8 protein-coding genes are annotated in these 12,745 nt (G+C 58.4%); all 8 read right to left on the bottom strand.

Going from position 1 to position 12,745, the window contains the following annotated elements; all coding sequences use genetic code 11:
- Positions 1-130: 130 nt before the first annotated feature.
- A complete protein-coding gene (locus OCX61_RS20510; RefSeq protein WP_261941137.1) occupies positions 131-3,799 on the bottom strand; it encodes a rhamnan synthesis F family protein in 3,669 nt (1,222 codons plus the stop codon).
- A 150-nt stretch (positions 3,800-3,949) separates the two neighbouring features.
- The gene (locus OCX61_RS20515; RefSeq protein WP_261941138.1) at positions 3,950-5,329 is read right to left on the bottom strand and encodes an ABC transporter ATP-binding protein; all 1,380 of its coding nucleotides are present in this window, start codon (positions 5,327-5,329) and stop codon (positions 3,950-3,952) included.
- On the bottom strand, positions 5,319-6,149 hold the full coding sequence (locus OCX61_RS20520; protein ID WP_261941139.1) for an ABC transporter permease: 831 nt from the start codon (positions 6,147-6,149) through the stop codon (positions 5,319-5,321). Before OCX61_RS20520 ends, OCX61_RS20515 begins: the two co-directional genes overlap by 11 nt.
- 92 nt (positions 6,150-6,241) lie before the next feature.
- Positions 6,242-6,787: a dTDP-4-dehydrorhamnose 3,5-epimerase gene (gene rfbC, locus OCX61_RS20525; RefSeq protein WP_261941140.1), complete on the bottom strand. Its 546-nt coding sequence runs from the start codon at positions 6,785-6,787 to the stop codon at positions 6,242-6,244.
- Between the two features lie 99 nt (positions 6,788-6,886).
- Entirely contained in the window at positions 6,887-7,906 is a 1,020-nt protein-coding gene (locus OCX61_RS20530) for a glycosyltransferase family 2 protein (RefSeq protein ID WP_410011087.1), read from the bottom strand.
- A gap of 83 nt (positions 7,907-7,989) precedes the next feature.
- The gene (locus OCX61_RS20535) at positions 7,990-9,351 is read right to left on the bottom strand and encodes a phosphohexomutase domain-containing protein (protein WP_261941141.1); all 1,362 of its coding nucleotides are present in this window, start codon (positions 9,349-9,351) and stop codon (positions 7,990-7,992) included.
- A gap of 119 nt (positions 9,352-9,470) precedes the next feature.
- Complete coding sequence (locus OCX61_RS20540; protein WP_261941142.1) at positions 9,471-10,913, bottom strand: mannose-1-phosphate guanylyltransferase/mannose-6-phosphate isomerase; 1,443 nt, start codon at positions 10,911-10,913, stop codon at positions 9,471-9,473.
- 324 nt (positions 10,914-11,237) lie between these two features.
- Positions 11,238-12,686 (bottom strand): MBL fold metallo-hydrolase RNA specificity domain-containing protein, encoded by a 1,449-nt coding sequence (locus OCX61_RS20545; RefSeq protein ID WP_261941143.1) that lies wholly within the window; start codon positions 12,684-12,686, stop codon positions 11,238-11,240.
- Positions 12,687-12,745: the final 59 nt, after the last annotated feature.

Consider the following 12,745-nt stretch of genomic DNA (forward strand, 5'->3'; position numbering starts at 1 on the left):
CGAGGGATGTGGCGCCCGAGAGCTCGGGCGCCGCTTTAGCGGCGCTTCGCAAGGAATGCTCACGCCCACCGGGCGCATGCAAATTGCCCCGCCAGGCACGAGCTTGGCTCGCGCCTGGCGCTAGCGTTGCTTACACCACACCTCGACCGCAGTAGTGATCATCCAGCGCCACTTCGCCCAGCAGCTTCAGCTCATCAGTAGAGTGCTTCGAGAAGAACTCTTCAGCCAGCGCCCGACTGGCTTCAATCGACGGGGCAAAGCTGCTCAGCAAGGTAGTACGGACCTGTAGCGCATCCTTGGCGAATTGCAGCACGCCATCGCGCAGCTCGGCACGGAACGCATCCCCCTCGAGCTCCAGCGCAGACAGCTCGCGGTGCTGTGCCTCGACGTTGACACCATCGACCGACATGTACTTCACCACCTGCCCATCGCTGGAGCTGAGCAATTTCTCCAGCTCGAAGCTACGCAAGTACATGATCGGCGCGGCAAGGCTGTGCTCGACGTTGTGCATCAGGCAACCGCGGGCAATCACACCATGCTGCTCCGCCACCGGGATCGAACGCTCATCGGTCGCCAGATAATAACCGTGCACCGGCTGCCCGGTGAGTTTGCACAGGTAATTCTGGATGGTGGCGCCGTAACCGACGTCCACCACCGCGTTTTTCCCGGCATCCAGGCCCATGCTTTTGAGGTACAGCGTCAGTGCATCACGCTCCTGCGAGGCCTCCTTGAAGATGACATCGGCCAGCTTGGTCAGCAGTGGCTGCACGGGCGTCAGATCGTCGTTGCGGACTTCTACCTGGGTGTCCTTGCCAATTTGCAACTCGGCTTGCAGCTCGCTCCATCGGGCATCGCTCAGCTCCAGGCCGAAGCGCTCGAGCAGGTAATTGGCCGCCGTATTCAAGTAATAGTCGCCCTTGCCGAGGGCGAAAACATCGTCCAGGGTCTGCAGTAATGGCACACTGCACGTACGGCGGGACACCACCAGATAATCCGCTGGCGGGGCGTCCTCCACACCTTGCACCCACACGTCATAGACCGCTTTCATCAATTGCCCTTCACGCGCCAGGAAGTGCAAGCGCTCGACGCCATCGAGCCGCGCGTTATCGATTAGCCATTGCGACATACCGGTGAGCATCGGCCCAAGCAGGCTGTATCCAATGTTGTACGGTGTGGCATGGAACAGTGAACCTGGGTTCAGGTCGGGGTAGACCACCGCCTGGAAGTTCTTTCTGAACAGCAGGCCAAGGGTCAATTCGGCGTTGAGATCAGGGATGGCCTCGTACCTTTCCACGATCCTGCGCAAGCGTGGCGTCCCCCTGGCCAGTTCCGTCGGACGCAGAACATGCAGGCCGACACAGCCTTTGTCGCAAGGGACCTGCAAGTCCGAACGCTCGTTGTCACCGACCATTATGAATTCGCCAGGCTGCAGGCCATAGGCTTGCAGCACGTGGTCGTAGAGCTGCCCGGTATCCTTGCGCAGGCCCACTTCGTTGGACAGGAAGAACTCGCTCCAGCCGTGCACGCCATGAGCGTTCAATGCCTGGATAATCAGAGCCTTGGGCAGGAACATGTCGGAAATCAGCACAACCGGCTTGCCGGTGGCCTTGGCGCGCTCGAACAACTCTACGCCACCGCTACGGGCGGAAAGCGAGTTGTACTCAATGCGCTCTTCCAGCTCACGGATAGCTGCGACGTCCTCGACTGCCAAGCGCGTCATCTGCTGGAAGACCTGGTAGATATCACCCAGGTCGACATCCGCGCCCTTTTGCGTGCGCGCCTCGCCTTCAGCCACCACTCGGTACTGGCTGAACATCGCCGCCAGGTGCTCGGGTAGGTTGGCCGCAACAATACGCTTGGTCGATTCCGCATCAATCAGCGGACGGCAGATCAAGGTGTCGAAAATGTCGAAGCCAATGCACTTGATGTCCGGATTGGCCAAGGCGTCCACCAGCGACTGGAATGGACGGGCTGTGGATTGCTCCAGGCGCCAGGCGGACCAGCTCGGCGCCTGCATGTCCTGTAGGATCGCAGGTGGCAGGCCCTGCTTGCGCCCACTGAGCCCAAGCAGTCGCTCCAGACAGTGCGCGAAGGTGCCATCAGTCTGGCCGGCCTCTTCGACAAAGTCGGTGATGGTGATGTTGGCGTCGAACAACGGACGCAATGCGTCGCCCCGGGCCCAGAACATTGAACCTGCGGGGAAATCGAAATAACCCTGCGGTACCGGCGCGATACCCAACCGAGCACACCAGGCAGTACCCATCGCCTTGTTGGCCAGCCAGGTGTTGGCCTGATGCGGGATCGACTTGTAGTTCTGCGGGTAGACAATCCCTTTGCCCTGGTTCAGCAGGCTGAAGATCCGGCGGATCTGCAGCGAGCTGCCGAGCAGCTGACTGCTCAGGTACTCCCTCCAGCCCTCGGTAGCGCCGGCGTTGTACAGCGACTTCTTGCTGTGCAAGTGCGCGATGTAATCGTAGCCGCGCAACGCCTCACCAAAGGTACAGAACATCGGCGCAATGTCTCGCCCGCGGTTTTCCACGACCTTGATAGTCAGCGCCTTGCACTGTTCAAGCTTGGCAAAAGCGTCACGGCAAGCCAGCTCGCCCTGGGCATCCTTCACCGACACGTAAAGGTCATAGGCAAACGGCATATGCTTCAGATGACCGGCAAATTCCGCCGCCAGATCCTCGTAGTACATATGCAGGTGAATCGCAATGCGGCCTTGCACCTGATCGACCGGCTCGATGCTATCGATGGCAATCAGCGAAACATCTGCGATGTCGAGGTGGGCTTGGCTACCGTTCTTCCACCACTCGTAATGCGGGCTGCCGCGGAACACGAAGTCCAGATTGCGGTAGCTCCAGTCCAGGACCGGCGTGCGGTACTTGGGCGGAATGGCCCAGTAGACCGGTTTGATCTGCTCCAGCACACGGCGGCGCAAGCCACCCGCCACGAGCGGCCGCTCGCCGCGAACGGCACGGGACAGAAGCCGCAATGGCCCAGTCACCTTCCAGCTGGCCGACTGATGAATATCCTGCAGGGTGTTGGCGAAATCGACAGCCACCTTTTTGTTCTGCTCTTTGGCCTGCGCAAGTTGCAACTGCAGGCTTTGCAGCTGGTCAGTCGCCTTTGTCGCAGCAGTCTGTGCGTGGGCCAGTTCTTCTTGGGCCAGTGCCAGCGCTTGTTGCTGCGCAGCCAGTTGCTCGCGAAGCATTTCACACTCTGCCGCATGCGCGCGCTGCGCATCCTCGTCGACCTGCTTCTGCAGGCTGGCATTCTCTTGGCGCAAGCGCTCGATAAGGCGAAAATCTGGCGGATCCTGGTGGAAATTGATCAACTCGTCCGAGCCTGGTAGCCGGCCGTTGTCGAAGTCCTCCAACGCGTGGAGCATCTTTTTGTCGAACTGGTCTTGCAGCGACTGGCTCTTGGCGAACACCGCAACGAAGTCGTTCCAGGCGCCATCCATGTTGTCGGCTGCGCGATGGCCGATGAACGACTCCAGCAGGACAGGATCATAACCGCTGCGCTTGGCCCAAGTGACCAGGGCATTACCGGCGTCAGGGTAGAAGCGCCAGCAGTCCACAGGCCAGCGGTGCACATAGCCATTGCTCGGCGCATTGATGTAGACAATACCGGTCGGCTTTAGAATACGCAGGATTTCATTGAACACCAGCCAGAACATATCCGAGTGTTCAAAGCACGAACTGCAGACAATGGCGTCAATACTTTCATCTTCGAAAGGCAGCTTATACGGATCGTCGAGAATGACATCAACGCCCTTGCCTTCGACAAAGTCCACACCGATATACTGAAGATCCTCAGGACACACATCTTTTATCGAGCCATTGACGTTTTGCGCCCCGATATCAACGACCGTGGAACCAGCAGGTAAGTTGTTGCGGTAGGTCTCGAAAAACAACCGGCCAAAATTAAGTGCGGAGAGATGCATTTATAAGCCTGCTTCAGTAACGGTACTTAGCTCAATGCCCAACATCGGTATGCCAATCAGACCGGATGCCGATGGGTCATTGCTGGAGTGGAAAATAATCGCGTCATGAATCCAGTGATGTTGCGTGTGATCCCGTTGATCACCGTCAGCAATGGCAACCTGGATAGAATAGTCCCCCTGCGCCAGCCAAGGCATGGCGAAGGTGAAACTGGCCGTTAGTGCCTCGCCTGCATCAGCGCTGGCAGGCACACTGTCCTTGATGTTCAGCGTGTTGCTGCCAAACAGGAACTGGCCAAGCCGGTCCTTGACGAAAAAACCCATGATCGGGCTGCGCAGGGCGTCAAGCGCCACCGCATGAATCGACAGCGTGACCACTTCACCGCCTTTCACAGTGCGGATGTCGCTTCCATCTTCGGCGGTAACGCTGACATGTTTGATTTGCGCGCCCAACGGCCCCATTTGCGCGGAAGCCGCCAGGTTAGGCTTGAAGAGGCTGGGCTCGCCGGCGCTCGCGTAGTGGCGCTCGTTCGCCCAGATCTTTCTGAGCTTGCTGGCGGTGGGGGTAACATCATCGGCAAGGCTTTGCTCGCCTTGTTTCTTCGTGGCGCCGAGGATGTAAGTCAGGTAATTCTCGCAGGTCTGCTTGGCTTCGCCGAGCTCCTTCATCTGACCATCTGCAAGCCACAGCGCCTTGTCGCACAAGGCAATGACCGAGCTGCTGTCGTGGCTGACGAAGAGCAGTGTCTTCTCTTCCTTGAACTTGCGCAGGAAGCGCATGCACTTCTGAGTGAATACCGCATCGCCGACCGCCAACGCCTCGTCGATGATCAGGATGTCGGCATCGACATGAACGATGGTGGCAAAGGCCAAGCGCACGAACATGCCGCTGGAGTAGGTCTTGACCGGCTGATCGATGAAGTCGCGGATCTCCGAGAAGTCGACGATGTCATCAAAGCGGGCATCGGTCTCCTCCTTGCTCAAACCATAGAAAGCGGCACTCAGGTAGACGTTTTCGCGCCCAGTGAATTCAGGGTTGAAACCTGCACCCAGCTCCAACAATGCCGCCACTTTGCCAAACGTCTGCACCTGTCCGTGACTGGGACTAAGCGTGCCGCAAATCAGTTGCAGCAGTGTCGACTTGCCTGAACCGTTCCGGCCGATGATGCCAAGCGTCTCCCCCTTGTTAAGGGTGAACGAAACGTCGTTCAGCGCCCAGAACTCGCGGCCGTAAGTTTTCGGCCCAGCTCCTAGCGCTCGCCTGATGCGAGGCATGATCGATTGCTTGAGGCGGTCCTGAGGTTTGTTATAGATGTGGAAGCACTTCGATACGGAAGTTACAACGATCGCCGCGTCTGCGTTGCTGTCGGTATTAAAGGACATCGGCGAACCCCTTTCTCGTTCTCTGGAACCATGCGTAGCCAACCCAGGCGACTGCCACCGCCATGAGCGAATATAGGCCCAGGCCGGCCCAGTCTGGAGTATGGCCCCATATCAATACTTCCCTGACCTGCTCGATGATGAAGGTCAGCGGATTGGCGTTCATCAGCGGGCGCATGTTTTCGGGTAGCGAGCTGACCGGGAAGAAAACAGGGGAAAGGAACAACATGACCATGGTGATGATGCCGATGGTTTGCCCGACATCCCGCAGGTACACACCCAGCGACGCCAGGATCCAGGCCAAGCCTTGCACGAAGATGATGTACGGCAGCACAACCAGAGGCACAAGCAGCATGGTGCTGTGCAGATTGCCATCCACCACGACTATCGCACCCAGCAGCACCAGCAGGCTGACACCGGTGTGAAACAGAGCCGCGCACATGGAGATGACCGGCAAAATCTCCAGCGGAAAGACCACTTTCTTCACGTAGTTGACATTGGCCAGAATCAGGCCCGGCGCTCGGTTCAGCACCTCGGCGAACAGCCCGTGAACGATCATGCCGGCAAACAGCAGCACGGCAAAATCACCCTTGCCTTCATCCGCCGAGGTCGTCCAGCGAGCCTTGAATACCACAGAGAATACGAAGGTGTAGACCGCCAACATGAACAGGGGATTCAGGAAGGACCACAAAAGCCCCATCATCGAGCCCTTGTAACGACCGATGACTTCGCGGCGTGTCATCTGCATGATCAGCCGGCGGTGCTGCCACAAGTTGCTGACTAGCGCCCACGGTGAAATGGGGGCTCGCGAGTGTGGGTTCATTCATTTACCTCGGGTTTATTCGGACTGTCCGTCGTCCCCGCGCCTTCCCTCACCGCTCGGGGGCGAGCAGTGACGGGGGCAGACAGGAGGTCTCAGGCGAAGGTATCGGCATCGTCAAAGGACTGGGCTTTCTGATCCTTTGCCGACAGCGCAGGCTCGCCTTCGAATGGCCACTCGATGGCAACGGTAGGGTCGTTCCAGGCCAGGCTGCGCTCGTGCTGAGGAGCCCAGTAATCGGTGGTCTTGTAGAGGAACTCGGCGCTTTCCGACAGCACCACGAAACCATGGGCAAAACCTTCGGGAACCCACAGCTGACGCTTGTTTTCGGCACTCAGGTGCACCCCGACCCATTTGCCGAAGGTTTTCGAACTTCTGCGCATGTCAACGGCAACGTCGAATACTTCGCCGTGCACCACCCGCACCAACTTCCCTTGCGGTTGCTGGATCTGGTAATGCATGCCACGAAGCACACCCTTCACCGAGCGCGAATGGTTGTCCTGTACGAAGTTAACTGGCCGGCCCACTACTTCTTCAAATACCTTCTGGTTGAAACTTTCAAAGAAGAAACCGCGATCATCGCCGAATACCTGAGGCTCGAATACAATCACTTCCGGAATGTCTTGCTGTATTGCTTTCATGAAATACCTGTCTCCTAAGCCGAACGAGCGTTGCAGCGAGCCTTGGCTATCACCGCAGCCAGTCTTGGACTGGCGTATGCTCCAGGGCAATGTGTAGTTTCAAATCCTGGCCAGAAGCGCAGCGATTATGAGTGTGATGTTACCTACAAATGTCTGGCGATACACACCTGACCTACGAAACTCGCAGAGCCGCCTGGCGAAACCTGAGCGCCGGCCTACCGCGAAATGCTCCAGTACGTTGCGGTTTTCCTGCGTCAATAACGGTTGCATGGCCTGGAGGATCCTCAGGTTTGCATCGTTCCATTCAACAAAACGGCCGGACAGCATCTTGCGCAGGCGCCTGAGTCGATCAACGAGGCGGTTGTTGCCGCCGATGAGGTTATTGCCGTGCTGGCGATACTCGAGGCTGGGCTGGGCGTCGTAGACAGCGTCACCGCCGCATGCGGTTACCAGCATGTACGCCAGCCAGTCATGAGCAACGATATGAGCATCCTCCGGCAGTTGAATCAGTACGTCGCGAGCTGCCTGATTGATCAACATGGTGTTGGCACCGGCCAGACTCTGCACCAGTGCGTTCCGGAACGAAGGAGGGCGCGAGAACAACGGCGAAAAACCGGCAGCGTTGCGTGAGACGTCGACCAGGCGGGTTCTGGAACAGTAAAGCGCCGGCCTTGAAGCCGAATGTTGGACCAGACAGGCGACACTTCGTTCCAGCTTGTCCTTGAACCATACGTCGTCCTGATCGCTGAAGGCATAGAAACGCCCCTGCACCTCTGGCCTTTTCAGCAACGAAATGAAATTTTTCGCAAAACCCTGACAGGGCCCGTCGAATACCTTGATCCGGTTGTCACCCCAGCGCTGCTGATAATCGGCCAGCATTTGCCGCGTCGCGTCCGTGGAGGCGTCGTCGGAGACGTACAAGGTCCAGCGGGTGTGGGACTGGCAGGCGAAAGACTCAAGCTGATCCTGCAAGAATGCGGCACCATTATAGGTGCACATCAGTATTGCGACTTCAACGCTCTCGTGATTCAAGGCGTCGCCCGACTGCGCGGCTGCGGCCAAGCCTGCATTCACACCCCCCCTGCCTTCGTGACCTGTGTTCGCAAACGGGGGGTTCATGAGTTGTTCACTTGCTAAAAACCCTATTTTACGCATTGACTCTGACGTCGTCAGCTCCGAGTGTGTGCATGCCATGCTTTGAGTCAGCTCCGGATCAAGCGCTCGATCTCTTCGACACGGCGCTTGACCAGCTGCAGGTCTGCCCGGCTTTCGACATTGAGGCGCAGCAACGGCTCGGTATTGGAGCCGCGCATACTGAATCGCCAGTCGGCAAACTGAACGCTGATGCCATCTGTATGATCAACAATGGGCTGTTGCGGCAAGAAATGAGCGAGAACCCTGGCTATCGTGCCCTTCACATCGGCGACTTCATAATTGATCTCACCGCTGCACGGGAACGCAGCAATGCGCTCATCCACCAACTGATCCAGGCGCTTGCCGGTCAGGCTCATCAGCGCCACCACCAGCAACCATGGAATGTTGCCGCTGTCGCAGTAGGCGAAATCGCGGAAGTAGTGGTGAGCACTCATCTCGCCGCCGTAAACGGCGTCTTCGGCGCGCATGCGTTCCTTGATGAAGGCGTGACCGGTCTTGCTCTGAATGGCCTGGCCTCCGGCTGCGCTGACTTGCTCGATGGTGTTCCAGGTCAGGCGCGGGTCGTGGATGATCTTGCTGCCTGGGTGCTTGGCCAGCAGCATTTCGGCGAGCAGGCCAACTAAGTAGTAGCCCTCGATGAAGCGGCCCTGGCTATCGAAGAAGAAGCAGCGGTCGAAATCGCCGTCGAAGGCGATGCCCAGATCGGCCCCGGTGTCGAGCACAGCCTGACGGGTAAGGTGTCGGTTTTCCGGCAGCAGCGGGTTGGGGATGCCATTGGGGAAATTGCCATCAGGCTCGCCGTTAATGATGGTGATTTCCAGCGGTAGTCGCGCCTTGAGCAACTCGAGGACGGGGCCGACTGCGCCGTTGCCCGGGTCGGCCAACACTTTCAGTGGCTTGAGCGAGGCCAGGTCGACGTAGGTCAGCAGGTGATCGATATAGGCCGTCTTGTCGAACGCTGCGCGGATGCTGCCCGGTGCAGTTGCCTGGATGCCCAAGTCACCACTTTCGACGCGCTGGCGAATGTCGTTGAGGCCGGTATCACCGCTGATCGGGCGTGACTGCTCACGCACCAGCTTCATCCCGTTGTAGCCTTTGGGGTTATGACTGGCGGTAACCATGATACCGCCGTCGGCCTTATATTGGCTGGTAGCGAAGTAAACTTCTTCGGTGCCGCAAAGCCCGATGTCGATCACCTCGGCGCCACCTTCGGTCAAGCCTTTGATCAGAGCCTGGGACAGGCCAGGGCTTTCGAGGCGCATGTCGCGGCCCACCACATAGCTGCGCCCGCCCAGTTGGGCCACCAGGGCGCGACCGATGCGGTACGCGATATCGTCATTGAGGTCAGCCGGCACCCGGCCACGGATGTCATAGGCTTTGAAGCAACGGGTTCGAATAGCTGGAAGCATATGTCTCACTCGATACGATACCCAGGCGAGCACCGATTTGAACAGATGGCCAGCGCGCAGCGCCGACGTGGCCCCTGCCCGGACCTGGCGGGCTGAGCAGGGGCCTGCTGGGTGAAGGCTCAGATGTCGCAGCGGCCGTAATTGTCCTCGAAGCGGACAATGTCGTCCTCGCCGAGGTAGTCACCGCTTTGCACCTCGATCAACACGAGGTCTATGACACCAGGATTCTGCAGACGGTGCTTGTGACCCGCCCGAATGAAGGTGGACTCGTTAGTGTTGAGCATCAGTTCCTGACCATCGTTGACCACCAGGGCCATGCCGCTGACAACAATCCAGTGCTCGCTGCGGTGATGATGCATCTGCAATGACAGAGATGCCTTGGGCTTGACCACAATGCGCTTGATCTTGAAGCGCTCGCCATCCTCGAGGGTAGTGTAGGTACCCCATGGACGATGAACGGTGCGGTGGAGCATGTGCGCGCCATGGCCATCGCTCTTCAGGCGTTTGACGATGTGCTTTACATCCTGGGCATGATCCCTATGGGTGATCAGCAAAGCATCCTGAGTATCAACCACCAGCAGGTCCTGAACCCCGACCAATGCAGCGAGACGCCCTTCCGTACTGACAAAGTTATTTCTTGCCCCGAAGGCCATTACCTCACCCTCGAAGCGGTTGCCCTGATCATCTGGAGGTGTAAGTTCACTCACGGCATTCCACGAGCCGATATCGCTCCAGCCGATGTCACACGGAATGGTTGCCACCTTGGACGAACGCTCCATCAGCGCGTAATCGATGGAAATGTCCGGGACCTTGGCAAAGCCTTCCGGCTCCAGGGCCAGGCAACTGTAGCCGGCAGACGTGGCACGCCGCGACATCTGGAACGTGCTAGCAACGGCTTCGAGCACATCAGGCGCATGAGCCTTGAACTGCTCCAGCACAGCGCCGACTTGGAAGCAGAACATGCCGGCGTTCCAGAAGAAGTTGCCTGCGGCTACATACGCCTCAGCGGCTTTCAGGTCTGGCTTCTCGACGAAACGCTCGACTTTCAGCCCCGCTTCAAGTCCGTTTTCAGCAGCCGCTTCTATGTAACCAAAACCGGTTTCCGGGTACTGAGGCTTGATGCCAAAGGTAACCAGCCAACCTTGCGAGGCCAGCTGCACGGCTTTACCCACCGCCTCGGCAAATGCGTGCTGGTTCTGGATGAGGTGATCGGCAGCCAACACCAGCATATGGGCCTGCGGGCCATGGCTCTCTTGCAACTGCAACGCAGCAGCTGCCACCGCAGCGGCTGTGTTGCGGCCAAAAGGCTCGAGTATATAACCCTGCGGCAGACCACTGCGATTGATCGAACGGTACTCATCTTCAGTCTTGAACAGAAGTTCGCGATTGGTAACGGTCAGGATTTCGACCACACCCTCAAGCTGGGCGGCACGCAGAAAGGTCTTCTGGATCAGGTTCTGACCGTCCGGCAGGGTCATGAACGGCTTGGGGTGAGCCTCCCGGGAAACTGGCCACAAACGACTGCCAACACCACCGGATAAAATTACCGGGATCAATTCCATAATCGAGTCCTTAACGGCCACTTGAAGTTGTCAACCTCAAGGAACCTGCATGTGTCTTATATCTAATCGCCGTCACGACAGCTACGACGGCGCTTGAAAGTACGCGCCCAGCGTGTTTATTCCCTGGCCATCCATAGGCTCAAGACGCAAGCTTTGGTCAGTAGAATACCAGAGATCTTTCTCTGTAGCTTGCATGCCCCGCCGTAAGATACGCGGCCTCCAGCGGGGGGCAGAGAGCCAGTTGCCAGCATCTGTAAACACCCTGAAACAGATTACGGCATGAATGAGACCACATCACTCGTCAATGTACGGTGAAAGCACGGCTTATCGCGCGACAAAAATGTCCATTGGCCGATTCAACTGCACGAACCGTTCTTCCAGGGTCCGCCTCAGGGACTCTTTCGCACGTAGCTCGCCATGCACTAAAACAACCTTCTTCGGTGCATACGGTATACCTTCGACAAATTTTACCAGCCCACTCTGATCCGCATGCCCTGAATAGCCACCCAGTGAGATCACTTTTGCGCGAACCTCATGCATACGCCCATCCAGGTCAATTTGCACAAATCCTTCCGCGCCCTCGCTAGCCTGAATCACCGCTCCCGGGGTGCCTTTGGCCTGGTAGCCAGTGAACATCACTTCATGCCGCGCATCACCGAGCATGGCCTTGAGGTAATTGACGATGCGCCCACCGGAGCACATGCCATTGCCAGCGATGACGATCGCCGGCCGCCCGGTACTCTTTAGATAATTCACGACCTTCTGATGCTTGGCATGGGTATCCACGCACACCAGCTGGGCGAACCCCAGTGGTGCCCTGCCCTCGCCCAGCCGCTGCCGGGCCTCTTGATTCCAGTACCCATGGAGTTCGCGGTAGGCCTGGGTGATGCGCTGCGCCAGGGGAGAGTCGAGGATGACCGGCAAACTCGACCAGTCGATGACCTGCAACGGATCATCACCAGAGGGCTGACCAGGTTCGTTGAGCAGCGATTTTCGATGCAGAATGTCTTCGATCTCGTACAGCAGCTCCTGTGTACGCCCCAGGCTGAATGCCGGTATCAGGATGGTGCCGTTATCCGCCAGTGCCCGATCGATTACCGCCTCGAGCCGCTGTTGACGGTCGCTGCGGCCTGCGTGCAGGCGGTCACCGTAAGTACTCTCCAGCACCAGCACATCGGCCCGTTCTGGCGACTGAACGGGCCGCAACAGCGGATTGCCGGGCGCCCCGAGGTCGCCGGAAAAGACGATACGCGAACTGGCCTCGCTGCCCTCGACGCGCACATCGCACTCCACATAGGCCGACCCGAGCAGGTGGCCGGCACGCTGCAGTCGAATGGAACAGGCAACGCTGCCCTGCTCGACAACGCAATGCCACTGCTCGAATGGCAGCGCAACGATAAGGCGCCGCAACAGCGCCAGGTAGCGGTCGACCTGGACGGGATCCGCACTGATAGCCAGCTTGTACGCATCCTCGAGCACCAGTGGCAAGAGCTTGGCCGAGGGCTCGCTGCACAGGATAGGCCCACGGAAGCCAGCGGCCAGTAGCGCCGGTATTCGACCGACGTGATCCAGATGGACGTGGGTAATGATGAGCGCCTCGATACCGGCAATATCGAAGCCGATAGATGCAAACTCTGCACCTACAGGCGCCTCGCGCCCTTGCTCCAGACCACAGTCGATCAACAGACTGGTTGTCGGGTCGAGGTGAAGCTGATGGCAGGAACCGGTGACGCTTCGGGCACCACCATGATGGGAAAGGGCGGGAAACTCCATACTGCTGCACGCTCGCCAAGGCTGGAATGAAGTGCCTATTACTCCATTTCGACGGGCGC

Source organism: Pseudomonas sp. LRP2-20 (genome assembly GCF_024349685.1).
Classification (GTDB): domain Bacteria; phylum Pseudomonadota; class Gammaproteobacteria; order Pseudomonadales; family Pseudomonadaceae; genus Aquipseudomonas.